Source organism: Micromonospora sp. NPDC002575 (genome assembly GCF_042889525.1).
In the GTDB taxonomy this organism is placed as follows: domain Bacteria; phylum Actinomycetota; class Actinomycetes; order Mycobacteriales; family Micromonosporaceae; genus Micromonospora; species Micromonospora carbonacea.
This window is the reverse complement of the sequence record NZ_JBIARA010000014.1, coordinates 108856-135738: the sequence shown is the minus strand read 5'-3', so window position 1 is coordinate 135738 and position 26883 is coordinate 108856. Positions and strand designations below refer to the sequence as shown.

Below are 26883 nucleotides of genomic sequence, written 5' to 3'. Positions count from 1 at the left end.
GGGGAACGATTCCCTGCCGTCAGAAGGTGAGACACGTTGATGGCCGGTACGGAAGGCCCCGGAGGATCCTCGCTGCCCGACACCGGTCCGGTGGCGGTGATCGGCGTCGGATGCCGGTTCGCCGGTGGCGCCACGAGCCCGGCGAGCTACTGGGAGATGCTGCGCGCCGGCCGTGACGGCATCGGCCTCCTGCCCGAGCAGCGGTGGCGGGCCTATGCCGACATGGGGGGCGACTTCGCCGCCGCGCTGCGGCGGGCCACCCGCTGGGGCGGCTTCCTGCCGGACATCGAGGGTTTCGACGCCGAGTTCTTCGGGCTCAGCCCCCGCGAGGCCGAACTGATGGACCCCCAGCAGCGGCTCCTGCTGGAGGTCGCCTGGGAGGCACTTGAGCACGCCGGCATCCCCCCGCAGTCCCTGGCGGCCAGCGACGCCGGCGTCTTCGTGGGCGTCGGCTCCGACGACTACGGGCGGCGTCTCCTGGAGCACCTGCCCAGCATCGAGGCGTGGACCGGCATCGGCTCCGCCATGTGCGCGGTGGCCAACCGGATCTCGTACGCCCTGGACCTGCGGGGGCCGAGCCTGGCCGTCGACACGGCGTGCTCGGCGTCGTTGGTGGCCCTGCACCTGGCCTGTCAGAGCGTGCGGACGGGCGAGAGCCCGGTGGCGCTGGCCGCCGGCGTCAACCTCGTCATCTCCCCGGGGCTCACCCTCACCCTGGACGCCGCAGGAGCCACCGCCCCGGACGGGCGGTGCAAGTCGTTCGACAGCACGGCGGACGGGTACGGGCGCGGCGAGGGCGCCGGCGTCCTGGTGCTCAAGCGCCTCAGCGACGCGCACCGGGACGGCGACCGGGTGCTGGCGACGATCCTGGGCAGCGCCGTCAACCAGGACGGGCGTACCAACGGCATCATGGCGCCCAACGCCGAGGCGCAGCGGCACGTGCTGGCCCGCGCCTGCGCGCAGGCCGGGGTGGACCCGCGGTCCGTCGACTACGTCGAGGCCCACGGCACGGGCACCAGGCTCGGCGATCCGCTGGAAGCCTCCGCGCTGAGCGCCGTGTACGGCGCGGGCCGGGAACCCGAGCGGCCCTGCCTCATCGGCTCGGTGAAGTCCAACATCGGCCACCTCGAAGCCGGCGCCGGCGTGGCCGGGGTCATCAAGGCGGTGCTCGCGCTGAGCCACGGCGAGATACCGCCGACGCTGCACCACACCACCGGCAACCCCGCGATCGACTGGGACGACGCCGGCCTGCGCGTGGTCACCGAACCGACCGCCTGGCCCCGGACCGACCATCCGCGCCGGGCCGGCGTGTCCGCCTTCGGGTACGGCGGAACCGTCGCCCACCTCGTGCTGGAACAGGCCCCGCCGCCGGCCCGGCGCGAGCCGGCGACGCCGGGGACGAGCGTCGGGGAGCGACTGTTCCCGCTGTCCGCGGCGTCGGAGGCCGCGCTGCGGGAGCAGGCGGGTGAGCTGGCGGCGTGGCTGTCGGACCCGATCGCCGAGGCGACGCTCGCCGACGTGGGACACACCCTGGCGCTGCGGCGATCGCATCTGGGCCGCCGGGCGGCGGTGGTGGCGGCGGACCGGGACGAGCTGGTCGCGCGGCTGCGCCGCGTCGCCGACGGCGGGCCGGGGGAGGGGGTCGTCTCGGGCGTCGTGCCTCCCGGGCCGGGCAGGGGCGTGGTCTGGGTCTTCTCGGGGCACGGCTCCCAGTGGACCGGCATGGGCCGGGAGCTGCTCGCCACCGAGCCGGCGTTCGCCGCCGTCGTCGACACGCTGACCCCCGTCTTCCTGCGCGAGATCGGTTTCTCACCGCGGTCGGTCCTCGACGAGGCGGACCTCGTGGAGGTCGACCAGATCCAGACGATGATCTTCGTGCTGCAGGTCGGGCTCGCGGCGGTCTGGCACTCCTACGGCGTCACGCCGGACGCCGTCATCGGACACTCCGTCGGCGAGATCGCCGCGGCGGTCGTCAGCGGCGCGCTGACCCTGGAGGAAGGCGGCGTGCTGATCTGTCGGCGGTCGCGGCTGCTGCGCCGGGTCGCCGGGCAGGGCGCCATGGCGATGGTCGGGCTCGGCTTCGACGAGGTGACCCGCCGGTTGTCCGGACGCGCCGACGTGGTGGCCGCCATCGCCTCCTCACCCGTGTCGACCGTGGTCGCCGGAGACCCCGCCGCGGTGCAGGAGGTCATGGCGCAGTGGGCCGCCGAGGACGTCGACGTCCGGCGCGTCGCCTCCGACGTCGCCTTCCACAGCCCGCACATGGAGCCGCTGCTGGCCGATCTCGGCGAGGCGGCGTCTGGCCTGTCGCCCGCGTCGCCGCGGATCCCGATGTACAGCACCTCGATGCCGCAGCCGTGCACCACGCCGTTCGTCGACGGCGCCTACTGGGTCGCCAACCTGCGGAACCCGGTACGGCTCTCCACGGCGGTCCTGGCGGCGGCTGGGGACGGGTACCGCACGTTCGTGGAGATCTCCAGCCATCCGGTGGTGGCCCATTCGATCGGCGAGGCGCTGGCGGACCAGCACGCCGACGTCTTCGTCGGCACGTCGTTGCGGCGCAACCAGCCCGAACGGGCGACGCTGCTGGCCAACGCCGGAGCCCTGTACTGCCACGGCGTCGCGCTCGACTGGGCGAGGTTGCAGCCGGTGGGCGAGCTGGCCGCCCTGCCCACCGTCGCCTGGCAGCGCCGCCCCCTGTGGCGGGAATCCCGGCCCAGGGGCGGCGGGCTCGGGCTCCAGCACGACGGCGACTCGCACACCCTGCTCGGCACCGAGGTTCCCGTCGGCGGACACGGCATGCGGCTGTGGCGGACCCTGCTGGACGAGTCGTGCCGGCCGTACCCGGGCAGTCACACGATCAACGGCGTCGAGATCGTCCCCGCCGCCATCCTGATCAACACGCTGCTGCGGGCCGCCCAGGACGGCGGGGGCACGCCCGTGCTCAGGGACGTCTCCCTCCGGGTGCCCCTCACCGACGAGCACCGGGAGGTCCAGGTCAGTTGCGCCGACGGCGTGCTGCGGCTGGCATCGCAGGCGCAGGCGCAGGCGCAGGACGACGGCACCGGCACCGGCACCGAACGGCCCTGGCTCCTCCACACCAGCGCGCTCGTCTCGGCGTCGCATGCCGCGACGCCCCTGTCGCCGCCGATGCCGACGCTGGAGGGTCTGGAGGCCACCGCCGAGGACCCGGCGATCGTCGCACGGCATCTCGCCTCGGTGGGCGTACCCACCATGGCCTTCGACTGGACCGTCGAGGAGCTGCGCCGCAGCGCCCGCGGGCTCCGCGCCCGGGTCCGTGCCGGGCGGCCCGACCACCCCATGGGGAGGTGGGCGCCGATGCTCGACGCCGCCCTGTCCGTCGCGCCGGTGGCCGACCCGGTGACCGCCCTGCGGATGGTCGCCGGGGTACGGGAAGTGCGCATCGTCGGCGAGCCGCCGGAGACGGCCGTCGTCGACATCGTCGTGAGCGACGCCGGCCCGGACCTCGTGGACGTCTCGATCGGCGACGAACACGGCGCCGTGCTGGCCACGCTGACCGGCCTGCGGTACGCGGGCATGCCGGACGTCACGGCCGACTCCGTGGCGCCGCAGCACCTGGTCCACGAGACCGTCTGGCGGAAGCTGGAGCTTGCGGAGGCGGACGGGCAGCCGTACCGCCGCGAGGTGGTCCTGGTCGCTGCCGACGCGCAGGCGGCGGGCGACTGGCAGGAGCGCCTGTCGGCGGCCGGGGCGCGGGTACGCGTGGTGCCCGACCCCGCCGGACTCGACCGGCTGGCCCCGGCGCCGGGCGCCTGGACGGACGTGCTGCTGCTGCCGTCGGTGCCCGGCGATTCGGCCGCCGAAGCGGCGACCCGGGCCACCTGGCTGCTGGCCTCGGCGGCACAGCGCCTCGCCGGCGGTCCTCCGGCGCAGGCGCCGCGGCTGTGGTGCCTGACCACGGGCGTGCGGGACGGCCGCACCGAGCGTAGCCTCGCGCTGGCCCCGTTGTGGGGGCTGGGACGGGTGCTGCGCAACGAGCTTCCGCACCTGTGGGGCGGCGCCCTGGACGTGCCGTGCGGCGACGACGTGCCCGCCGACCTCGTGCTTCGCCTGCTCGGGGCCGCCCCGGCCGAGGACGTGATCTCGTTGCGGGACGGTGTCCTCGAGGTCGCGAGGATCACCGCCGTGGACGGCGCGCCGACGCGCGCGCCGCTCACCTGCCGGGCGGACGGCACGTATCTCGTCACCGGTGGACTGGGCGCGCTCGGGCTGGAGGTCGCCCAGTGGCTGGTCGAGCGCGGTGCCCGACGCCTGGTGCTGACCGGTCGTCGCGCGCTGCCGCCGCGGGCCGCCTGGGACCACCCGGCCGACGACCGCCAGCGTGAGCAGATCAAGGTGGTACGCGACCTGGAGGCGCTCGGCGTCACCGTCCGCTCGGTCGCCCTGGACATCGCGGACGCCGAGCGGGCCGCCGCGGTGCTCGACACCGACGGGCTGGGGCTCCCCCCGATCCGTGGCGTCGTCCACGCCGCCGGCGTGCTCGACAACCGGATGCTCGCCGACGTCGACGAGGAGTCGGTGCGCACGGTCCTGCGGCCGAAGGCCGCGGGCGCGTGGACGCTGCACGAGCTGTTCCCTCCGGGCACCCTCGACTTCCTCGTGTTCTTCTCGTCGTGCGGGCAACTGCTCGGGCTGCCCGGCCAGAGCACCTACGGACCGGCCAACGTCTTCCTGGACGCGCTGGCGGCATTCCGGCAGGCCACCGACGGCGACGTCACCCTCAGCCTCGGCTGGACGTCGTGGCGGTCCAAGGGCATGTCGGTCAACGAGGTCGTCGACCTCGAGCTGCGGGCCCGCGGGGTGGGCGCGATCTCCGTGCGGGAGGCGTTCGACGCATGGGACTGGGCGCATCGTCATGGCGCGGGGCAGTACACCGTGCTGCCTGTCCTTCCCGTGGAACCCGGCATGGGCCGGCCCGTCGTGCTGGCGGAGACGGTGGCCAGCGCCGGCGCGGACGACGCGGCGGAGGCCGGGTCGGGTGAGGTCGTCGACCTCAGCGGCCTGACCCCTGAGGCGCTGCACGGCCGCCTCCTGGCGGAGGTCACCGAACGGATCGTCGCCGAGATGGGCATGTCCGGCGAGGATCTGGATCCCCGCCGCTCCCTGTCCGAGCAGGGCCTGGATTCGGTGATGACCATCGTCGTACGGCGGAGCCTGGAGAGCCGGTTCGGCCACGCGCTCCCGGCGACGCTGCTGTGGCACCAACCGACCGTCACCGCCATCGCCGACCACCTGGCCGCGCTGTTGATCTCCGAAGACGAGGAGCGGGACGCGGCGCCGGCCGCCCCCTGACGACCCCGGGTGCTCGTGCTCAGGCCAGGTCGAGGTCGCGCAGCCGCGCCACCGGCACGTCGAGGTCGTCGACGGCCAGGTCGAGCATCCGCTCGACGTGCGCGACGTAGCCGCGCATGCGGGCGTCGGCGTACCGCCGCCGGTCCCACTTCACCTTGAGCAGCGCCTGGTCCATCAGGGTGGAGGTGTTGACTTCCATGCCGGCCCCGCCCGCCCCGGCCGGCATGCTGGTCCACTCGTAGTGATCCGACTGCACCGCGTGTTCGTCGGCGGGCTTGCGGGCCGTGTCCCAGTCCGTGGTCGGCGACTCCCAGTGGCTGAAGGTGAACACCGGGCGTCCGCCGATGCCGGCGCTGTCGAACTCCTGCTCGGCCTGGCGCGGGTCGAACCGGCCGTGCCGCAGGCTCTGCGCGAGGCGCAGCGTGAGCCGGTCGCGCACGGTGCGCAGGGTGTCCTCGGGCCGCAGGGTCTCGGTGAGCGCACCCCACTGCATGGCCATGCCGACGAAGGACTCCGCCTCGGGGGTGGCCCGGTTGCCGACGACGATGGTGACCCACGCGCCGTCGGTACCGCGGACCCGGCAGAACGCGATCAGCGCCAGGGCCAGCACGAGCGCGGCGCGGGCCAGGCGGGAGTCCGGTTGGCTGCGGGCCAGGGCACGCAGGAGCTTGCGGCTGCGCAGCCGGCAGCCGTCCACGGTCGGCTCCGGGGCCGTCCCGCGCGGGTCGCCCAGGCCCTGCTCCTCGGCGCGGCGTGCCGTGGAGACGAGGTAGCGGACGTTGCGCGCGGAGAGCTCAGCGCCGCGTTCGCCGCGCTCGAACTCGAGGATGTCGTAGCAGGTCCGCTGAATCGGCGCGGACCGCTCACCGCGCAGGACGGCCAGGAAAGCGGCGACCAGGGCGCCGGCCCCGCTGGCGTCGACGAACGCGTGCGCGACCGAGATCTCGACGTCGCCACCGGTGTCCACGGGCGGCACCACGATCATCAGGTTCCCCGCGTCGGGGTCGGTCACGAACTGGCTGATCCGCCGGCCGGCGTCGAACAGCGCGTCGGTCACGAAGTCGAAGCACCACACCCCGAGCCGCTGCGCCCCGTCCAGCACCGCCGGGTCGTCGGGCGCCAGCACCTCCTGCCGCAGCTGCCCGTCGACGCCGCGGCGCAGCCGCGACCGCAGCGGCGGGTAGCGGCGCAGCAGCTCGCCGGCAACCGCCACCGTGTCGGGCACCGTGAGGCCGGGGCCGACCGGCACCGGCAGGCTGAGCTCGTAGCGCCAGGCGTCGTTCTCGTCCAGCGGCGGCGGACCGGCCATCCACTGCTGCTGGGACCAGGTCAGCGGGAACTCCCCGGTGTCGGCGTCCGATGGCGTCATGTCTCACGGCCTCCTGTGTGGGTCGGTGGACCAGGGCGGGAGAAGCTGCGGGTCGAGGAACTCGGTCAGCTCGGCGACGGTGCGCAGCGGCTGTAGCCGGGGCGGCAGCGGCAGCGGACCGGCAGCGGGCAGGTCGAGCACCAGCCCGGCCAGCCCGGCCAGCGGCGTGCCGGCCCAGGGCCGCCCGGGCGCCCCCGGGCGGGCGGCGGCCACCCGGGCGGCGATGTCCACCGGCCACGGCACCGGGGGCGAGTGTGTGGGCCGGTCCGTGGGCCGGTCCGCCTGCGGGGCCAGCGCCAGCGCGACCGACAGCTGCTCGGCGCCCCACCGGCGGCTTGCGTAGACGAACGCGAGCCGGCGGGCGCCGCCGCGACGCTCCGCGACGCCACCGGCCGCGGCCGGCGCCGAAAGCTGGTAGCGCCGCAGCGCGGTGTGCGCGTTCTCCGGGTCGGACTTGAACAGCGCCTCCTTCACCGTCCACAGCCGCAGCAGCTGCGCGGGACGGTCGGTGGGTGGCAAGGCGTCGACGAAGGCGAGCTCGTCCGCGGTGCAGAAGTAGCGTGCGGCCCGCCGCGGCAGCGGCCGGTCGGTTTCCAGGTCGATTCCGACCCCGACGACCTCCGGGGGAACCGGCCCGTCGACCACCGCGGCGCCGCCCCCGGCCGGACAGTGCGTCAACGAGACCGTGCGGTGGGGGAAGGCGCGGCCGGTGACCTGCGGCTCGCGCCCGAGCAGCACCAACACCCGGCGCAGCGCCTCCCGCGACGCCGCCTGGTCGCGCCTGCGGGCAGCGGCCGGGGCTGCGCCGACGGCCGGGCAGGGCGGCGCGGTGGTCCGGGCGATCAACACCCGCACCCGGCTCACCGCCCGCGCCAGCCGGTGGAACGGCCCGGCCGCAGTTGTCGCGCCATCTTTCGGACAGTAGTTGACGGCCGGGGCTCAGGATCAGTGCGCGAACGGCCATGCCCGAATTCCCGGCTCATCTGCCGTAGGGCCCCGGCGTGAAGCGGTGCACAATTCGCCGGGACCAATGTCGACGGGCGGATGAAACAGCCGGAAATGCGTCGGGCGTCGCGCACCGACTCGCCGCGGACCGAGCCGAGGTGTGATGGAAGACGAGCTGTGCTGGTGGCCGGCCCGACAGGTGGCGCGGGCGATCGCCGACGGGCAGCTCTCCGCCCGGGAGTACCTGCGCGCGCTGGTGGCCCGGATCGACCGCTACGACGGCGCACTCGGGCTCGTGGTGACCCGCAACGAACGCGCCGAGGCCGAGGCGGTCGCGGCCGACGAGGCGGTCGTGCGCGGCGACCCGCTGCCGCCGCTGCACGGCGTGGCGATGACGGTCAAGGACAGCTTCGCCACCGCCGGGCTGCGCACCACCGGTGGTCTGCTGCCCGACTTCGTGCCAAACGAGGACGCAGCCGCGGTGGCCGGGGCCCGGCGAGCGGGCGCGATCATCCTCGGCAAGACCAACCTGCCCCGTGCCTCGCGCGACCTGCAGGCCCACAACGAGCTGTTCGGCACCGCCCGCAACCCGTGGGACCCGACGCTGACCACCAGCGGCTCCTCCGGCGGCGCCGCGGGCGCGCTGGCGGCCGGGTTCACGCCGCTGGAGATCGGCTCGGACGTCGCCGGGTCCATTCGGATCCCGGCCGGGTTCTGCGGCGTCACCGGCCTCAAGCCGACCTTCGGCACGGTCTCGATGTACGGCCACGTCCCGCCCATGCCGTTCAACCGCGCCCTGCCCGACATCGCCATGGTCGGACCCCTGGCCAGGGACGTCGACGACCTGGAGATCCTGTTCGACGCGATCAGCGGCCCGGACCCCTGGGACCGGGCCGCCTGGCGGCTGAGCCTGCCCCCGGCCCGCCGGCCGCGCCGGGTGGCGGCCTGGTTCGACGACCCGTACTGCCCGGTGGACGGCGAGGTGCGAGCGGCGGTGGAACACGCCGCCGACGCCCTCGCCCGGACCGGAGTCGCGGTGCGGGCCACCAGCCCGCTGGGGATCCGGCTCGAGCAAAGCGACCAGATCTTCCGCAAGCTGATCGCGGGTACCGCGATCGACGACATCTCCGGCGAGGAGGCCGAGCTGATCGCCGCCGGCGTCCGGCCGCCCACCGGTGTGCTCGGCGGCGAGCACGTCCACCAACGCCACCGCGACTGGATCGTCGCCAACGAGCTGCGCACCCGCATGGGCCTGCGCTGGCGGGCGTTCTTCGGTCGCTACGACGCCCTGCTGCTGCCGGTCGCGCCGAACACCGCGCCGGCCCACGACCACCGCCCGTTCGCCCAGCGCACCATCACCGTCGACGGCCGGCCGCGGCCGTACTGGGACCAGCTGGTATGGGCCGGCGTGACCGGCATGTGCTACCTGCCGTCGGTCGTCGTCCCGGTCCGCCTGGACGCGCGCGGAGTGCCGATCGGGGTCGCGGTGGCCGGTCCCCGCCTGGGGGACCGGACGGTGCTGGAGACCGCCCGGATGCTGGCTCGGGCACTGGGACCGATCGGCCGTCCGGCGTTGGGGTCCGGACCGTCCGCGACGCCGCCGGACGGTGTGCGCCGCGAGCTGCCGACCGGCTGAGCCGCCGTACCGTCGCCTGATTCCCGCCCGCCGAGGGGCCGTTCCGCCGTGCCCGTCGCGCGTCGTGCCCGGCCGCGCCGACTGCCGCCGGTGTTCTGTCAAGGCCGCCCGGCCGAATCACCGGCGCACCTTCGGCTATGGCTGGGATGTGCGGTTGTTGGCGCGCCCGGACGAGTATTTCGGGCCGACCGCAGCCGATCGAAAATTGCGGTCGTGCCGAAGCTCGGAAAACTGCCGACGATCGCTTGCGTTAATCGTCGCCGACTACCCGGCCGACCCGATGAGTGGGAGTTGATGTGCGCGCAATCATCTTCGCCGGGGGCAAGGCGCGACGCCTGCTGCCGCTCACCGCGGAGCGACCGAAGATCCTGATGGACATCGGGGGCCAGCCGCTGCTCGACATCCTCCTGCGGCAGCTGCGCGGTTGCGGGGTCGAACGGGTCACGCTCTGTGTGTCGCACCTGCAGACAGCCATCCGCGAGCACCTGTTCGAGGCCATCCCGGAGGGCATGGTGGTCGACTTCTCGGTGGACGCCCAGCCCCGGGGCACCGCCGGCCCGCTGCTGCTGGTCGCGGACTGGGACGAGCCGGCACTGGTGCTCAACGGCGACGTGCTCACCACCCTGGACTTCGCCGACGTGCACCGGGTGCACCGGAGCAGCGGCTGCGCGATGACGATCGCCTGTCGGCAGACCGAGGTGACGATCGACTCCGGCGCCCTCGAGATCGCCGACGACCGGGTGTACCGGGTGACCGAGAAGCCCCGCGTCCGGGTCGACGTCAGCATGGGTGTCTACGTCGTCGACCCGTCCGTGCGCTCGTTCATCGCCGCGGAGTCGGTGGTCGACATGCCCGACCTGATCACCGCGCTGATCGGCGCGGGCCGGTCGGTCGGGGCCTACCGGTTCACCGGCAGCTGGCACGACATCGGCACCCCGGGCCGCTACGAGCAGGCGGTGGCCGAGTTCACCGACACCCCCGAGGTCTACCTACCCGGCGTCGGCCGGGACGGCTTGCGGGTTTCGCATGCCAGCTGACCGACGTCCGGCGGACGCGCCGCTGGCCGACCACGACGCCGTCGCCGCGCTGCGGGAGCGGCTGACGGCCCACGCCGACCGACGCCCGGACGCCCCGGCCGTGCGCTGGCGCACGGCCGCCGGCTGGTCCGAGACGACCTGGCGGGAGCTGGCCGCGACCGCGCGGCGAGTGGCCGCCCGCGCGACCGCCGAGCTGCCCGCCGGCCGCGCGGTCGTGGCGGCGACGGTCAACACCGGCGCGCACGCGGCCGTGCTGCTCGGCCTGCTGTCCGCCGGGTTCGACGTCGTCCTGGTCGAGCACGACAGCTCCTATCTGGCCGACCCGTTGTCCGCCGTGTACGCGGCCCGGCCGGGCGCGGTGGTCGCGGCGGTGGACGGCCCGCGGCCCACTGCGACGGGGAAGCTGCGCTGGCTGGCCGTCGAGGACCTGATCGCTGGCGCGCCGCAGGCAAAGTGGCCGGACCCCGCACCCGGTCCGGCGACCGTGCTGCAACTGACCTCCGGATCGACCGGCGAACCCCGGGTGGCCGCGGTCGCACTGGGCTCGGCGTTGCGCGGGGGCGCGCTGTACCGCGACCTGTTCGACCTGGACGAGCAGGACACGATCCTGGCCGCGGTTCCGCTCGCGCACTCGTTCGGGTTCGTCGGGGCGTTGTGCGCCGCGGTGCTGTCCGGCGGCACACTTGCGCTGCTGGCGCGGTTCACCGGGCGCGGCCTGGTCGAGGGGCTCGACGCGGGCGCGACCGCGCTGCTGGCCACGCCGTTCGTGTACGGCCTGGTCCCGGACCTGCTGTACGGGCGGCGTCGGCCGGACCGGCTGCGGGTCGCCCTCTGCTCGGGCGGACCGCTCACCACGGTCGCCGCCGCGGCTGCCGCCGACCGCCTCGGCTGCCCGGTCCGCCAGATCTACGGCTCGACCGAGACCGGGCTGATCGCCTGCCAGTTCGGCCGGCCCCGGCCGTGGCCGGCCGAGGGCGTCGGCGGATTCGTCCCCGGCGTGCAGTGGCGGGTCGAGCCGGTCCAGGACTCCGACGCCGGGCGTCTGCTGGTGCGGACCTCGACGATGTTCACCGGCTACGTCGGCCGGGGCGGGGGCGGGGCGCTGCGCCCCGACGGCTACTACGACACCGGCGATCTGGTCGACGTCGACGGCGTCGGGGACGTGACGATCGTCGGCCGCAAGGCGACCTTCATCAACGTCGGCGGCCGCAAGGTCAACCCGCGCAGGCTGGAGCGGCTGATCGGCGAGCTGCCCGGCGTGCGGGCGGTGCACGTCTGTGGGCTGCCGGACGCCCGCGGCAACGAGGAGATCCACGCCGTGGTCGAGCTGGCGCCCGGCACCGAACCGGCGGCGGTGGTCGCCGGCTGCCGGCAGCGGCTGACCGCCTACGAGGTTCCACATCACGTCCATGCCGTCGACCGGCTGCCGCGCACCGCGCTCGGCAAGGTCGCCGCCCCCGCGCTGCGGGACCTGATCGCCGGTCGGGGCGTCGGTGCGCCGGGCGGCGCCACCGCCACGAGGAGGAGCACCCGAACATGACCACACCACCGCCAGAGGTCGCCGTCGTCGGACTCGGCTACGTCGGCCTGCCGCTCGCCGTCGCCCTGGCCCGCGCCGGAGTCCGCGTCGTCGGAGTCGACGTCAACCCCGACGTCCGGGACGCGGTGACACAGGCCCGGCCGCCGTTCTTCGAACCGGGCCTGGCCGAGGCGCTGGCCGCGCTGGACGACGGCGCGCTCACCGTGGCCGACCGGCTGCCCGACTCGGTGCCCGACGCGGTGATCATCTGCGTGGGGACCGCGGTCGACCCGGCCACCGGCCGCTGCAACCTGGGCCCGCTGCGGGCCGCGGTCACCGCCGCAGCCGCGCGGATCACCCCGGACACGCTGCTCGTGGTACGCAGCACCGTGCCCGTCGGCACCTGCCGCGATCTCGTCGAGCCGGCCATGCGGCAGGTCACGGCGTCCCCGCTGCTGGCCTTCTGCCCCGAGCGGATCATCCAGGGCTCGGCGATGGCCGAGCTGGCCTCGCTCCCGCAGATCATCGGGGGCCTGGACGACGCCTCGGCCAAGCGGGCCGAGGCCCTGTTCGCGGCGGTCTGCCCGGACCGGGTGCTGGTGTCCTCGTTGGAGGCCGCCGAAATGATCAAGCTGATCTGCAACGCGCACACCGACCTGATCTACGGGTTCGGCAACGAGGTGGCGCTGGCCGCCACGGCCTTCGGCCTGGACGCCACCGAGCTGATCGCCTCCGCCAACCTCCGCTACCCCCGGCCCGACCTGTCCCGACCCGGCTTCGTCGGCGGTAGCTGCCTGACGAAGGACCCGTACCTGCTGATGCACAGCGCAGCCGCGGCCGGCCACACCGAGATGCCGATGGTCGCCGCGGCCCGGCGGGCCAACGAACGCGTGCCCGGCCACGTGGTCGAGCGGGTGGTCGCGGCCCTGACCGACCCGGACCCCGGCCGGCTCGCCGACGCGAAGGTCCTGGTGTGTGGCATCGCCTACAAGGGCCGCCCGGAGACCGACGACGTGCGCGGCAGCGCCGCCACCGAGGTGGCCGCCCTGCTGCGCGGCCGGGTGCGCACGCTGGCCGGCCACGACCCGATCGTCCGCCCGGAGCGGATCGCCGAGCTCGGCTACCAACCGGTCGGGCTGGACGAGGGGGTGGCCGACGCCGACGCGGTCGTGCTGCTGTCCGACCACCCCGGCTACGCCACGCTCACCGGGGACCGGCTGCTGGGCCGGATGCGCGGGCGCGGCGTCGTGTTCGACATGTGGGGCCTGCTCGACGCCGAGCTCACCGGCGTCGAGGGGCTCACCTACCTGCGGCTCGGCCGTGGCTGACCGCGCCCTGGTCACCGGTGGGGCCGGGTTCATCGGCCTGCACCTGGTGCGACGACTACTCGACGAGGGCGTGCAGGTCACCGTCCTGGACGACTTCTCCCGCGGCGTCGACGACCCCGAGCTGCACGCCCTCGCCGGCGACGTGCAGCTGGTCCGCCACGACCTGACCACACCGCTGCCCGCGGACCTCGACCGGTTCGACGCCGTCTACCACCTGGCCGGGGTGGTCGGCGTGCAGCGGGTCACCGACCGGCCGGTGCACACCATGCGCACCAACGTGCTGGCCACCGTCTCGCTGCTCGACTGGTGCGCCCGGACCCAGCCGAGCGTGCTGTTCCTCAGCTCGACCAGCGAGGTCGGCGACGGCGCCGCGACCGCGGGGCTGGCCGAGCTGCCGGTCCCGGAAGACGCGCCGTTCGTGCTGTGCGAGCCGCGATCCCCGCGCACGTCGTACGCGTTGAGCAAGCTCGTCGCCGAGTACCTGTTCCTGCACGCCGGCCCGCCGGGCCGGGTGCGGGTGGCCCGCTTCTACAACGTCTACGGCCCGCGGATGGGCAACGAGCACGTGGTGCCGCAGCTGATCGAGCGGGCCCTGGCCGGCACCGACCCGTTCCCGCTCTACGGCGGGCAGCAGACCAGGGCGTTCTGCCACGTCGACGACGCGGTCGAGGCGGTGCTGCGGCTGTGCGCGTTGCCTGAGCCGGAGCCGCTGGTCGTCAACATCGGCAACGACCGGGAGGAGGTCGAGATTCTCGACCTCGCCCGACGGATCTGCGCCCTCGCCGGGCTGCGCCCCGAGTTCGCCGTGCGGCCGGTCCCCGGCGGCCCGCGCCGCCGGCTGCCCGACCTGACCCGGCTGCGGGGGCTGACCGGCTACGAGCCGGCCGTCACCCTCGACGCCGGGCTCCGGTCGACGTTCGACTGGTACGCGGCGCACCGGAGCGCGTCGTGAGCCGGATCATGATCGCCTTCGGCGGCTACGGCGGCGAGTGGAGCGGAGCCGAGCGGATGGCCTGGAAGACCGCCGAGCACCTCGCGACGCACGGGCACACGGGCGCCCTGCTGACCGACTCGCTGCCACCGCCGGCGTCCGACGCCGGCCCGTGGCCGCGCATCGCCGACCCGCGCGAGTTCGGACGCCCGGACGTGGTCCACGCCTTCGACCTCGCCCGCCCGCGGCAGGTGGCGATGGCGCTGAGCGCCGCCACCGACCTCGGGTGCCCGTTCGTGCTCACCCCGGCGACCGCCGTCGAGCTCTGGCCCGATCCCGAGCTGGGTCGGGCGGCCTGTCGGGCGGCCACCGCGGTCTACGTGCTGACCAGGGCCGAGGCCGACAACGCCATCGCCGCCGGAGCGGATCCGGCGGCGATCCGGTACGTCCCGCAGGCCCCGCACCTGGACGGAACGGTGGACCCGAGCGGGCTGCGGGCCCGGTTCGCCGGGAGCACCGGAACCGTGCTGTTCCTGGGGCGTCGGACCGCGTTCAAGGGCTACCCGGTGCTGCTCGCGGCTGCGCCGTTGGTCCGCCTGAGCCGCCCGGGGACGGCGTTCTGGCTGGCCGGGCCGGGCGCGGACGGCCCGGCCACCTCGGCCGCCGACGGGCTGCACGACTTCGGCGTCGTCGACGCCACGGTCAAGCACCAACTCCTGGCCGCCGCGGACCTGCTCTGCCTGCCCTCGACCTCCGACGTGTACCCGCTGGTCTTCGTCGAGGCATGGGCGTGCGGCACGCCGGTGGTCAGCGGCCCGTTCCAGGGGGCGCGCGAGGTGGTCCGGCACGGCGTGGACGGCCTGGTGGTCGACGCCGAGCCCGGCGCGCTGGCCGAGGCGCTGGTCGGCCTGCTGGCCGACGAGCCGAGACGCCGCGCGATGGGCGCGGCGGGCCGCAGGCGGGTCGAGCGGGAGAACACCTGGGCGCAGGTGGCGGCGGCGGTGGCCGCGGGCTACCCGGTGGCGTCCGCGCGGCTGCCGATCTCCGGCGGTGAGCGGTGACGGCGGCGGGCGCCGCGACGGATTCCGCGGTGCGGCTGGCCGACCCGGTGATCGGCCAGGAGGAGATCGACGCCGTGGTGGCCGTGCTGCGGTCCGGGTGGCTGTCGGCCGGGCCGGTGACCGAGGCGTTCGAGCGGGAGTTCGCCGCGGCACACGACGCCCCGCAGGCGGTGGCCGTGAGCAGCGGGACCGCCGCTCTGCACCTGGCCGTCGCCGCGCTCGACCTGGGCCCGGGCGACGAGGTGATCATCCCCGCGCTGGGCTTCGTCGCCGCCGCCGAGGTCGTCGCCCTGCACCGGGCCACCCCGGTGTTCGCCGACGTGCGCGCGGCCGGGGACCCGGTGCTGACCGCGGCCGAGGTGGAACGGCTGATCACCCACCGGACCCGGGCGGTGATCACCGTGCACTACGCCGGCTACCAGGCCGACATCGCCGCGCTGGCGCAGCTGTGCCGGGCCGGTCGACTGCGGTTGATCGAGGACAGCGCGCACGCGCCGGGCGTGTGCGTGGCCGGCCGGATGCTGGGCACCTGGGGCGACGTCGGCTGCTTCAGCTTCCACGCCACCAAGAACGTCACCGCGGGCGAGGGCGGCATGGTGCTGGCCCGCGACGCCGCGCTGCTCGACCGGATCCGCCTGATGCGCTCGCACTCCATCGGCACGTCGCCGCAGCAGCGGATGACCGGCGGGTCCGGTGGCTACGACGTCGCCGACCTCGGGCTGAACTACCGGCCGACCGATCTGACCTCGGCCATCGGCCGGGTCCAGCTGGGCCGGCTCGGCGTCGACCGCCGGATCCGACGGGCGCTCACCGCCGGCTACCGCGACCTGCTCGGCGCGCTGCCCGGGCTGGTCGTGCCGTTCACCGACCGGGGGGCCGAGGATTCCGCGCACCACCTGATGCCGGTCGTGCTGCCCGCCGGGACCGACCGCGGGCCGGTCCGCGCCGCCCTGCTCGCCGCGGGCGTGCAGACCTCGGTGCACTACCCGCCGATGCACCGGCTCAGCTACTACGCCGCCGCGGCCTGCCCGTTGCCGGTCACCGACGCCATCGCCGACCGGCTGCTGTCGCTGCCGCTGCATCGCGGGATGGACGAGGACGACGTGCGGCGGGTCGTGCACACGCTGGCGGACGCGCTGCACACCCCCGCGCGGGAGGGCTGACGCGATGGGGTTCCGCCTGCACGAGGGCCGCCTGCTGCGGGACGAGCGGCCGTTCACCGCCCTCGGGGTCACCTACTTCCCGGTCCATGCCGGCTGCCGGCTGTGGGTCGACTGGGATCCCGACGTCGTCGCGGCCGACCTGCGCCGGATCGCCGAGGCCGGCCTCAACACCGTCCGGGTGTTCGTCTTCTGGCGCGACTTCCACCCGGATCCCGGGCGCGTCGACACGCCGGCGCTGGCCCGGCTGCGCCGGCTGGTCGAGCTGGCCGAGGCCGCCGGCCTGAGCTGCGTGCTGTCGGTGCTGACCCTGTTCATGAACGGCCAGCTGCTGGACCTGCCGTGGCGGCGCGGGCGCAGCCTGTGGCGCGACCCGGAGATGCTGGCGGCCCAGGAGACGTTCGTGCGGGCGGTGGCCGCCGCGGTCGCCGACCGCCCGAACGTCCTCGCGCTCGACCTCGGCGACGAGATCTCCAACGTGGACCCGGACGAGGCCGCGACGCTGACGCCGGCCGAGGTCGCCCGCTGGTACGGACGGCTGGTCGGCGCGATCCGGCAGGTGGCCCCCGAGGCGCTGGTCTGCCAGGCCAACAACGCGCTGACCGTGCTCGGCGGATCGGCCTTCGGGCCGGCCACCGGCGGTGCCCTCGACCTGCTGGCGGTGCACGGGTTCCCGCTCTGGTCGCCCGGGCACATCGAGTCCACGCTGTCGCCGAAGGCCACCCACCTGCCGGCGTTCCTGGCCCGGCTGGCCGGCGCGTACGGGGTGGCCCTGGTCGACGAGCTCGGCACGTACGGCGCGGGCGACGAGGTCGCCGCGGCCTATCTGCGCGCCGCGGTCGCCTCGGTGCTGGCCAACGGCGCGGCCGGGGTGATCGTGTGGTGCTGGCAGGACACCACCTCCACCGCCGAGCCCTACGACCGGCGTCCGGCCGAGCGCCTGGTCGGGCTGCACCGCGCCGACGGGACGCCCAAGCCGGCCATGGCGGCCTACCGGCAGGTCGTCGACGCCGCACCGGCGCTGGCCCGCACGGTCGAGCCGGCCGGGATCGCGGTGTGGCCGGTGACCGGGCAGCCCGCCGGCGGCGGGTCCTACCTGGACCCCCACCGCGACGCCGTCTCGCCGTTCTTCGCCTACCTGTTGCTCAAACGCCTGCACCTGGACGTGGACGTGGTGGCGACCCCGGCCGCCGGGCACCGGCTGCTGGTCTGCCCGTCGGTCGACCAGGTGACGCTGGCCGACCTGGAGCACCTGCGGGCCGCCCTGCGCCGGGGCGCCACCGTGTACTACTCGCTGGGCGACCACCTGCACGGCTTCCCCGGCGCGGAGCTGGTCGGCGCCGAGATCGTCGACTACGACCTGACCGGCCGGGACCGGCAGGAGATCGTCTGGGACGGCGAGGTGCTGCCGGTGGACTGGACCGTCGCGGGCGCGGTGCCCACCACGCTCCGGGCGACCTCCGGCCGGGTGCTGGCCGCGTACCCGGACGGCACGCCGGCCGTCGTGGTCAACGCCGTCGGCGCGGGCCGGCTGGTGTTCACCAACGTCCCGTTCGAACGCCAGCTCGACGCGGCCGGGCGCTTCGCGCTCGCCCCGTGGGAACGGTTCTACCGGCGGATCACCGAGCTGGCCGGGGTCCGTCCCGCCGTGCGGTGCTCGGACCCGGAGGTCGAGGTCGTGCCGGTCGACGGCGGCGTCGCCCTGGTCAACCACCGCGACCGCGCGGTGACCGTGCGGGTCGGCCGGTACGGCGACGACCCCGACGCGGATCTGGTCGTCGACCTCACCGAGAAGGGCTGGACCGTGACGCGACTCCCGATGACTGCCCGCACGGCGACCGCGACCACGGTGGGCACGGCGTGAGGGGGGTCGTCTACCGCGGCCCGCGGCACGTCGAGGTCGTCGACGACCTTCCGATGCCCCGGCTGGAGTCCGAACGCGACGCCGTCGTGCGCGTCACCCGCGCCGCGATCTGCGGCAGTGACCTGCATCCCTACCGCGGCGAGATGCCCGGCTTCGCCCCGGGCACCGTGCTCGGGCACGAGTTCGCCGGGGTGGTCACCGAGCGTGGGTCCCAGGTGCCGTACGCGGTCGGCGACCGGGTCGTCGCCTCGTACCTGATCGGCTGCGGCCGGTGTCCGCGGTGCGCCCGCGGCTGGCACTACCACTGCCCGTCGGCCACGCTGTTCGGCTACTCCACCGTCGTCGGCGACGCCGTCGCCGGCGGGCAGGCCGAGTACGTCCGGGTGCCGTTCGCCGACGTCGTGCTGGGGCCGGTGCCGGCGGCGGTCACCGACGAGCAGGCGCTGTTCGCCGCGGACGTCCTGGCCACCGCCCACGCCGCGGTCACCGACGCGCACGTCGGGCCGGGTCGCCTGGTCGGGGTCGTCGGGGCCGGGCCGGTCGGGCTGATGGCCGCGCTGTGCGCAGCCGAGCTGGGCGCCACGGTCGTGGTCTGCGACGTCGACCCGGCCCGGCGGGAGCGGGCGGGCGCGCTGGTGCCGACGGTGGTGGAGCCCGGACGGTTCGCCGCCACGATGGCCCGGACGCGCGGCCGGGACGAGGCCGCGGTCGTCATCGAGGCGGTCGGCTCCGGGGCGGCGCTGGCCTGCGCGGTCGACGCGGCGGGGCCGCGCGGCACGGTGCTTGTCGTCGGCGCGCACGGCGTCGACGTCGCCTTCCCGGCCGGCCGGGCGTTCGTCCAGGAACTCACCCTGCGGTTCGCGGTGGGTGACCCGATCCGCTCCCGCGACCCGGTGATGGCGTTGCTGCGCACCGGTCGCGTCGACCCGAGCGTCCTGGTCTCGCACCGGCTGCCGCTGACCGAGGCGGCCCGCGGCTACGAGCTGTTCGACACGCGGGTCGCGGACAAGGTCATCCTGATGCCGTCGGCGGACCCGTGCTGATCACCGGACCAGCCCGGACTTGATCGCGTTGACCACGGCCGCGGTCCGGTTCGGCGAGCCGAGCTTGAGCATCAGGCTGGCCACCAGCCGCTTGGCCCCGTGACTGGAGATGCCCAGGCGTCCGGCGATCTGCTTGTTGCTCATGCCCTCGGCCATCAGCCCCATCGCCTCCCTCTCCCGGGCGGTGAGCCGCGCCGGGTGCGCCGGCGTGGACAACTCCACCCTGGCCTGGTCCATCAGCTCGCGGGCCAGCCGGTCGGGCACGTGGATCTGCCCGGTGGCGGTCCGGTGCAGTGCCTCGGCCAGCCCGTCCGGCGTCAGGTCGGCCAGCAGCACGATGCCGTCGGGCGGGCGCGCCGCGGCGCCGAACAGCTCCTGGACGCCGCTGCCGTCGTCCACCAGGACGAGAATCCTGGCCCCGCCCCCGGCCACCGACAGCGCCGCCCTGCCGGCCGAGCTGGTGACCAGCAGGACGTCGACCCGCCCGGTCGCGAGCGCAGCCTGGGCCTCGGCCACACCCTGGTGGTAGGAGACCTCGGCGACCCCCGGCAGGTCGTTCAGGATGGACTCGAGCCCTCGTCGGGTGACCTCGTTGCCGACCAGCACGGCCACCCCGATCGAGGCCGGGGCATCGGCGGGCCGTGCCGTTTGATCGATCGAGTTTGCTTTCGCCATGTGACCGTCCCCCGAATCGCGTCGTTCCGGCTTCGACTCATGATCCTGTGACCAGCGTCGCTCCCGGGGCGGTCAACCGGAAGATCCGGACGAGCGCACGGATGACCCTGCGCGAACGGCTATGGCGCGACCGTCGACGGTTCAGCGCAGCCGGACCACGCGAGGCGGCTGGCCGTAGGGGGAGTACTGGGTGACGACGTCGCCGGGGTGCAGGCGCGGGTCGTCGCGGTAGCGCCGGGCCAGCTCGCGCTCGGCGGTGTCGTCGCCGGCGTCGGCCCGGACGAGCAGGCCGGCCAGCTCGTCGACCAGCGAATCGTCGACCTGGTGCGCCGCGTCGCCCCAGGCGTCCCAGAGCAGCAGCTCGTCCTTCTGCCGATGGGCGAGCTCGGTGACGACGCTGTCGCGGATGAAGCTCGGCCCACCCAGCGCTGACTCCGGGAACACCCGGTACAGCTCGGCGTCGGTCTCCCCCGACCGGTGGGCCAGCCAGACCTGCGCCGCGGTCCGGAACGGGGCGCTCGGCCCGGTCGGCATGTCCTCGACGTCGAACTCGACCGAGCCGGGGGCGAACTCGGGGTCGACGCGGCGCCACCGGTCGCCGGTCCGGTACTCGGCGACGACGTGGTCCAGGAAGTAGCCCTCGGCCAGGTAGGAGGCGAACCCGATGCGGCTGCGCGCCGCGACACCACGGTCGCGTAGCGCGCCGACGACGAACAGCACGTGGTCGCGGCAGCAGCCGGCGACCTTCTCCGCGGTCGCCCTCGGTGTCGCCAGCGGCTCCGGGTGGCGCTGTTGGTCGAGCTCCAGGATGGCTTCCAACCAGCGGCTGTGTATCTCGTCGTGCCGCTGCGGGGGCAGCTCGGGCAGTTCGATGCGATAGTGCGCGATGACGTTGCGCGCAGCCGCGCAGATGCGCGGCACCTCGCCGCGCAGTTCCGCGAGCAGCGCCCGGTGACGGCCGGGATCGGAGTAGGCGCTGTGCACGGACCAGTTGCTTGACATGCACGTCCTCGGTCGGCGCGGATGGTCGGGCAGGCGAGAGCCGTCTGCCAGGGTAGCGGCCCTACCGCAGCCGAGCGGTCGGTGTCGGATGCGGCCGGGGATCACCCTCCCGGGTGGAGCTCGTGGACGACCTTGATCCGCGTGTATTCGAGCAGCCCCCACCAGCCGTACTCGACGCCGGCGCCGGAGCTGCGCACCCCACCGAACGGGGTGTCGTGGCGCAGCGCCCCGTGCGCGTTGATCCAGACGGTGCCGCAGGTCAGCCGGGCCGCCAGCGCACGGGCACGTTCGGCGTCCCCCCAGAGCGACGCGCCGAGCCCGTAGCGCGTGCCGTTGGCACGTGCGATCGCCTCGTCGAGGTCGTCGTAGGCGATCACCGGGATCACCGGGCCGAACTGCTCCTCCAGCTCCAGATCGGTGCCGGGCGGGAGGTCGGTGACGATGGTCGGCGGGTAGAACCAGCCGGGCCGGGGCAGCCGGGCGCCGCCGGTCACCACCCGCGCGCCGGCGGCGGCGGCCTCGTCCACCAGCGCGCCGACGCGGTCGAGCTGGGCGCGGCTCACCAGTGGGCCGTACTCGGTGGCGGGGTCGCTGCCGACGCCGACGACCGCCTCCGAGGCCAGCTTCGCCAGGGCGGCGACCAGTTCGCCGGCCTGTGCGCCGCTGACGTAGATCCGCTTGATGGCCGCGCAGAACTGGCCGCTGTTGACCATCGCGCCGGCGAACAGCGCCGGCGCCAGCGCCGTCACGTCGGCGTCGGGCAGCACCACCGCGGCGTCGTTGCCCCCCAACTCGAGCACCACCGGCAGGAACCGGCCGGCGGCCTGTTCGGCGATCGCCTGCCCGGTGCCGACCGAGCCGGTGAACGACACCATGTCGATGCCCGGGTGCGTGGTCAACGCCTTGCCCAGGGCGTGGTCGCCGGAGACGACCGACAGCACGCCGGGGGGCAGGTGCGGCGCGAGCAGCTCGCCCGTCCGCAGCGTGGCCAGCGGCGTCTCGGGCGACGGTTTGAGCACCACCACGTTGCCCGCCAGGAGCGCCGGCGCGACCTTGCACACCGCCAGGATGATCGGGAAGTTCGAGGGTGCGATCGCGGCCACCACGCCGTGCGGCACCCGGCCGATCGCGATCGAAGCGCCCGGGCCCGCGTCGACCTCCTCGTCGGCGTCGGGCAGGTCGGCGGTGTGCCCGAACCAGCCGGAGGACAGGTCCACCTCGGCGCGTGCGGCGGCCAGCGGCTTGCCCTGCTCGCGGCTGAGCAGCGCGGCGACCTCCTCGGCGGCGTCGGCGAGCGCGGCTCCGCAGGCACGCAGCCGGGCGCGGCGCTCGTCGAGCGGGAGCGCGGCCCACCCGGGAGCGGCCGCCGCGGCGGCGGCGATCGTGGCGTCGAGCTCGGCCACGGTGCAGACCGGCGCGGAGGCGAACACGGCGCCGGTGGCGGGGTCCACCACGTCGAGCGCCGTCACGCCGGACCGTCCCCGGTGACGCCTGCCGCCTTACGGTCGTCCATTGCGAGACCTCCCCGCATTCCGGAGCGATTGTGAAATTGGTGGGTTTCCGCGCTTGGGAGCCTCGGCCTGGTGGATTGCCACCGGCTACCGACGCCGGTGCTCGTACCGCAGCCATCCCGGACCCGCTCCGGGACACCGTCTCCACACCCGAGGGAGGCCGCTATTCCGGCAACCGTAACAGCCGTGTCGGGGCGGCGCGAGGTCGTCCGACCGGCCCATCCGGGCACTATTGCGGTAGGTCGGAGTGCAGCCCAAATAGGCCCTCGCCAATCCGAACGGCCTCGTTTAGGGTTGCTCCCATGAGCGCTCGCCGCTCCGTTGTGGCTTGTTTGTCGTGACCCTCACGCACGCCGGTGTCCATAACGAGAGCCGCTGCCGCACCGGCCACGTGCGTGGCGACCGGGACGACAATGCCCACCGCCCCGCCCCTCGACGGCTGCGTGGACGAGGACGCCCCGCGCACCACCGGAAAGGACAGGCGATGGGTGAACACGTGCGGGATCCCGGGCGTATCGTGCTCCGCGGTGTCCGCCAGCACAATCTGCGGATCGCGGAGTTGTCCCTGCCCCGTGGCGGTCTGACCGTCCTCACCGGGGTGTCCGGCAGCGGCAAGTCGTCGCTGGCGTTCGACACGATCTACGCCGAGGGTTACCGGCAGTACCTCGACAGCCTCTCCGCGCACGTGCGGCGCAGGCTGCCGAAGGTCGGCAAACCCACGGTCGACTGGGTCAGCGGCCTGAGCCCGACGGTGGCGATCGAGCAGCGGACGATCAGCCGCAACCCGCGGTCGAACGTCGGCACGATCACCGAGATCTCCGACCGCCTGCGCCTGCTCTTCGCCCGTACCGGACGGCACGACTGCCGCAAGTGCGGCACCGAGGTCGCGCCGCTGGACAGCGCCGCGCACCTCGCCGCGCTGGCCGAGGCGGCGGCCGAGGGGCCGGTGCGGCTGGTGGCCACCGAGCCGGACGGCGGCGAGACGGAGGTGCTGCGGCTGGACGCCGCCCCGGACGCCGACACGCTGGCCGACGCCGGCCTCCTCGTCGAACGGGAGCTGCGGGCCGAGCAGCGGCTGACCGTGCTGCGTGGCCGGACGCCGGTGCGCCACCTCGCGGCCGGCTGGGTCTGCCCGCACTGCGGCACCGAGGTGCGCGCGACGTCGTCGGACTGGTTCACGCCGAACTCACCGGCCGGGATGTGCGACCACTGCCAGGGGCTGGGCTACACCTACCGGGTCGACGCCGCGCTACTGGTCGGCGACGCCCGCGAGTCGGTCCGCTCCGGTGCGCTCACCTTCTACGGCGACCGCCGCCGCGGCAAGAAGACCTGGTGGCCGCAGCGGGATCTGCCGGACCTGCTGGCCGAGGCGGGGGCGAGCCTGGACACCCCCTGGGAGGACCTGCCCGCAGAGGTCGGCCACCGCATTCTGGGCGACCTGACCGAGCACATCGAGCGGCTGTTCAAGGACGCCGACTCGCCCGAGCGCAAGTCGTTCTACCAGGACTTCATGGTCCAGCGGCGGTGCGGCTCCTGCGGCGGCACCCGGCACTGTGCGGAGGCGCTCGCGGTGCGCCTGGCCGGCCGCAACATCGCGGAGGTCAACGGGCTGGCGATCTCCCGGCTGCGGGACTGGGTCGCCGAGGTCCGGGCCGAACTGGCCGGCAGTCTCCTGGCCGAGCTCTCCGCCGAGCTGCTCGACCACGTTGACGCCCGGGTCGAGTTCCTCCTCGAGGTGGGCCTGCACTACCTCTCGCTCGACCGCTCCGCGCCCACGCTCTCGGCCGGCGAGGGCCAGCGGCTCCGGCTGGCCCGGCAACTCGGCTCGGGTCTGGTCGGTGTCGTCTACGTGTTGGACGAGCCGTCGATCGGCCTGCACGCCCGGGACAACGGGCGGCTGATCGGGATGCTGCGCCGGCTGGCCGACGCGGGCAACACGGTGCTCGTGGTCGAGCACGACAGGGAGACGATGGAGGCGGCCGACCACCTGGTCGACATGGGGCCGGGCGCTGGGACGCGCGGCGGACTGGTCGTCGCGGCCGGTCCGACCGCCGAGGTCATCGCCGACGGCACGTCGGCCACCAGCGCGTACCTTCGCAACGAGCGGACGGTCGTCTCCCCCCGGCCCGAGCGCCGCCGCCCGGACGGCCGCAAGCTGGAACTGACCGGCGCCCGGCTGAACAACCTCCGCGGAGTCGATCTCACCATCCCGATCGGGGTGCTGACCTGCGTCACCGGCGTGAGCGGGAGCGGCAAGAGCTCCCTGATCACCCGGACGTTGCAGCCGGCCGTCGACGCCGCGGTGCGGTGGCGGCGCACCCCCGTCGGCCCGTTCGACCGGCTGCGCGGCGCGGAGCACGTCCGCCGGGTGACGACCGTGACGCAGGACTCGATCGGCGGGTCGTCCCGGTCGACGCCCGCCACCTACCTGGGGGTGTTCGACGAGCTCCGCAAGCTGTTCGCCCGCACCGACGAGGCCGTGCGGCGCGGATACTCCACGGCGATGTTCAGCTTCAACACCGAGGCGGGCGGGCGCTGCGACCGCTGCGCGGGCAAGGGCGCGGTCCGGGTCGAGATGCTGTTCCTCGCCGACGTCTCGGTGCGCTGCCCGTCCTGCGACGGCCTACGGTACTCGGCGCGCGTCCTGGAGATCACCCACCGTGGGCGCACGATCGCCGAGACGCTCGCACTCGAGGTCGGAGAGGCGATCGAGCTCTACGCCGACGTCCCGGCGATCGCCTGTCCGCTGCGCACACTGTCCCAGGTGGGGCTCGGCTATCTGCGGCTCGGGCAGGACACCGCGACGCTCAGCGGCGGGGAGGCGCAGCGGCTGAAGCTCTCTCGCGAGCTGCTCCGGCGCGACGAGGGCGGGACCCTGTACCTGATCGACGAGCCCACCACCGGCCTGCACTTCTCCGACGTCCAGGTGCTGCTCGACGTCCTGCACGACCTGGTCGACCGCGACAACACGGTGGTCGTCATCGAGCACAGCGTGGAGTTCGCCGCCGCGAGCGACTGGATCGTCGATCTCGGACCGGGCGGCGGCGACGACGGGGGCCGGCTGGTCGCGGCCGGCCCGCCGGAGCTGCTCGCCACCCACCCGGACAGCGCGATCTCGCCCTACCTGGCCCGTCAGCTGGCGCTGACCGCGACCCGACGGCCCGCCCCGGAGACGCCGGGGCGCGGCTAGCCGCCCAGTCCGCCGACCAGCTCCACCTCGACGGGGGCCGGCGCGGTCGGGCTGTAGCTGAGCACCCGCCGGGGCACGGCGAGCAGCTCGGGCTCCCCCGCGTACAGCCGTCTGGCCTCGTCGAAGGGGACCTCCGGGGTGGTCACCGCGGCCACCCGGTCGAGCAGCGCGCCGTCCTCGGCGCTGATCTCGCCGTGGCGGGTCATGCCCCAGTAGTCCCAGCGCAGCATCTCCACCTTGTTCAGCCCGGCCAGGTCGTCGACCAGGTTGTGCCGCAGGAACGGCCAGCCCTTCGTCAGCCCGTCCTCGAAGTCGGGGTCGACGACGAACGACATCGGGTCGGCCAGCCCGCTGCGGCAGCGCCGCCAGGCGTCGCCGGCCACGATGAAGCGGTCGGGCGGGACGTCCGACGAGCTGAAGCTCACCCCGTCGGTCTCGTCGACGTGCACGTCGGGCAGCTCGACGTCGACCCGACGCCAGCGTCGCTGCCCGGCGTCCCACACCTCGACCAGCTCGTGGTCGATAGTGCAGCCCGGAATGATGTACGAGGCGAAGCCGGCCCGGGCCCTGGCCGGCACGCCGGCGTGGCGCAGCAGGGTCAGGTAGAGCACGGCGTAGTCGCGGCAGCTGCCGACCATCCGCCGGTTGGGCGGGCGCTCCTCGACGATCGGCCGGTCGTCGAGCTCGACGATGCGCCGCAGCATCGCCTCGGAGTAGCGCAGGTCGACCTCGGCCAGCCGGCCGGCCGGGATGCCGAGGGCGGCCAGGTCGGTGGACCGGAAGTGGGTGAACAGCCCGCGTACCACGGCGCGCACGGCCAGCGGGTCGGTCGGCAGGTCGACCAGGCGGGCGGCCTGCGCTCCCGGGTCGGTGACCGGGCTGTGCCGGGCGTAGTAGGCGAGCTCGTCGACCGCGGCGGGTTCGGCCCCGGCCGCCACGTCGTTGCGCGGGGTCGTCGTCACGTCTCCACCTCGACGCCGCGGTGGTCGACGATGACCGAGGCCAGCGCGGCGGGGCTGGCGTCGTCGAAGATCACCGTGAGGAGTTCGGCGCGCAGCCGCTCGACAGCCTCCTCGCCCACCGGCTCGTACCGCTCGATCAGCCGGGAGAGCACCTCGACGGCCCGCATCGAGTCGCCGCCGCTGTCGAAGAAGTCCTCGGTCGGCGCCAGCGGCGCACGCAGCAGCACGTCGCCCATCGTGTGCGCGACGACCGACATCAGCTCGCCGATGTCGTCGGTCATTGTCCCCACCTGTCCTCCGCGGTCGGCATCGGTCG

General features: G+C 74.6%; 18 protein-coding genes. 11 read left to right on the top strand and 7 right to left on the bottom strand.

What is annotated here, in order from left to right:
* Window positions 1-39: 39 nt before the first annotated feature.
* Entirely contained in the window at window positions 40-5334 is a 5295-nt protein-coding gene (locus ACFYWL_RS21355) for a type I polyketide synthase (protein ID WP_386975263.1), read from the top strand.
* A 19-nt stretch (window positions 5335-5353) separates the two neighbouring features.
* Here ACFYWL_RS21355 and ACFYWL_RS21350 read toward each other — a convergent pair whose 3' ends face one another.
* Window positions 5354-6703, bottom strand: a complete 1350-nt coding sequence (locus tag ACFYWL_RS21350; RefSeq protein WP_386975261.1) for a hypothetical protein — start codon at window positions 6701-6703, stop codon at window positions 5354-5356.
* Window positions 6704-6706: 3 nt separating this feature from the next.
* Window positions 6707-7558, bottom strand: a complete 852-nt coding sequence (locus ACFYWL_RS21345) for a 4'-phosphopantetheinyl transferase family protein (RefSeq protein ID WP_386975259.1) — start codon at window positions 7556-7558, stop codon at window positions 6707-6709.
* 253 nt (window positions 7559-7811) lie between these two features.
* Here ACFYWL_RS21345 and ACFYWL_RS21340 point away from each other — a divergent pair, with 253 nt between their 5' ends.
* The 9 genes from ACFYWL_RS21340 to ACFYWL_RS21300 all read left to right on the top strand — a co-directional run bounded on the left by ACFYWL_RS21340 (window position 7812) and on the right by ACFYWL_RS21300 (window position 19227).
* On the top strand, window positions 7812-9284 hold the full coding sequence (locus ACFYWL_RS21340) for an amidase family protein (protein ID WP_386975258.1): 1473 nt from the start codon (window positions 7812-7814) through the stop codon (window positions 9282-9284).
* 296 nt (window positions 9285-9580) lie between these two features.
* A complete protein-coding gene (locus ACFYWL_RS21335; protein WP_386975256.1) occupies window positions 9581-10321 on the top strand; it encodes an NDP-sugar synthase in 741 nt (246 codons plus the stop codon).
* Complete coding sequence (locus ACFYWL_RS21330; RefSeq protein WP_386975254.1) at window positions 10311-11861, top strand: class I adenylate-forming enzyme family protein; 1551 nt, start codon at window positions 10311-10313, stop codon at window positions 11859-11861. The genes ACFYWL_RS21335 and ACFYWL_RS21330 overlap by 11 nt, the downstream gene beginning before the upstream one ends.
* Window positions 11858-13168 carry a nucleotide sugar dehydrogenase gene (locus ACFYWL_RS21325; RefSeq protein ID WP_386975252.1) on the top strand — a complete coding sequence of 437 codons (1311 nt, stop codon included), beginning with the start codon at window positions 11858-11860 and terminating at the stop codon, window positions 13166-13168. Before ACFYWL_RS21330 ends, ACFYWL_RS21325 begins: the two co-directional genes overlap by 4 nt.
* Complete coding sequence (locus tag ACFYWL_RS21320; RefSeq protein WP_386975250.1) at window positions 13161-14120, top strand: NAD-dependent epimerase/dehydratase family protein; 960 nt, start codon at window positions 13161-13163, stop codon at window positions 14118-14120. The genes ACFYWL_RS21325 and ACFYWL_RS21320 overlap by 8 nt, the downstream gene beginning before the upstream one ends.
* Complete coding sequence (locus ACFYWL_RS21315) at window positions 14117-15160, top strand: glycosyltransferase family 4 protein (RefSeq protein WP_386975248.1); 1044 nt, start codon at window positions 14117-14119, stop codon at window positions 15158-15160. The genes ACFYWL_RS21320 and ACFYWL_RS21315 overlap by 4 nt, the downstream gene beginning before the upstream one ends.
* 29 nt (window positions 15161-15189) lie before the next feature.
* On the top strand, window positions 15190-16323 hold the full coding sequence (locus tag ACFYWL_RS21310) for a DegT/DnrJ/EryC1/StrS family aminotransferase (RefSeq protein WP_386975246.1): 1134 nt from the start codon (window positions 15190-15192) through the stop codon (window positions 16321-16323).
* A gap of 4 nt (window positions 16324-16327) precedes the next feature.
* Complete coding sequence (locus ACFYWL_RS21305) at window positions 16328-18184, top strand: cellulase family glycosylhydrolase (protein ID WP_386975244.1); 1857 nt, start codon at window positions 16328-16330, stop codon at window positions 18182-18184.
* Window positions 18181-19227, top strand: a complete 1047-nt coding sequence (locus ACFYWL_RS21300; protein ID WP_386975242.1) for an alcohol dehydrogenase catalytic domain-containing protein — start codon at window positions 18181-18183, stop codon at window positions 19225-19227. The genes ACFYWL_RS21305 and ACFYWL_RS21300 overlap by 4 nt, the downstream gene beginning before the upstream one ends.
* On the opposite strand, the gene ACFYWL_RS21295 is transcribed toward ACFYWL_RS21300, so the two are convergent.
* The 3 genes from ACFYWL_RS21295 to ACFYWL_RS21285 form a co-directional block, all read right to left on the bottom strand.
* Complete coding sequence (locus ACFYWL_RS21295) at window positions 19228-19902, bottom strand: LuxR C-terminal-related transcriptional regulator (RefSeq protein WP_386975240.1); 675 nt, start codon at window positions 19900-19902, stop codon at window positions 19228-19230.
* 141 nt (window positions 19903-20043) lie between these two features.
* Window positions 20044-20904 carry a transglutaminase domain-containing protein gene (locus tag ACFYWL_RS21290; RefSeq protein WP_386975238.1) on the bottom strand — a complete coding sequence of 287 codons (861 nt, stop codon included), beginning with the start codon at window positions 20902-20904 and terminating at the stop codon, window positions 20044-20046.
* 101 nt (window positions 20905-21005) lie between these two features.
* Window positions 21006-22373: an aldehyde dehydrogenase family protein gene (locus ACFYWL_RS21285; RefSeq protein ID WP_386975236.1), complete on the bottom strand. Its 1368-nt coding sequence runs from the start codon at window positions 22371-22373 to the stop codon at window positions 21006-21008.
* Between the two features lie 526 nt (window positions 22374-22899).
* On the opposite strand from ACFYWL_RS21285, the gene ACFYWL_RS21280 reads away from it, so the two are divergent.
* Window positions 22900-25605 carry an excinuclease ABC subunit A gene (locus tag ACFYWL_RS21280; RefSeq protein ID WP_386975234.1) on the top strand — a complete coding sequence of 902 codons (2706 nt, stop codon included), beginning with the start codon at window positions 22900-22902 and terminating at the stop codon, window positions 25603-25605.
* Here ACFYWL_RS21280 and ACFYWL_RS21275 read toward each other — a convergent pair.
* Entirely contained in the window at window positions 25602-26567 is a 966-nt protein-coding gene (locus ACFYWL_RS21275) for a transglutaminase domain-containing protein (protein ID WP_386975232.1), read from the bottom strand. The two genes, ACFYWL_RS21280 and ACFYWL_RS21275, sit on opposite strands and share 4 nt — an antisense overlap.
* A complete protein-coding gene (locus ACFYWL_RS21270) occupies window positions 26564-26848 on the bottom strand; it encodes a phosphopantetheine-binding protein (RefSeq protein ID WP_386975230.1) in 285 nt (94 codons plus the stop codon). Before ACFYWL_RS21270 ends, ACFYWL_RS21275 begins: the two co-directional genes overlap by 4 nt.
* Window positions 26849-26883: the final 35 nt, after the last annotated feature.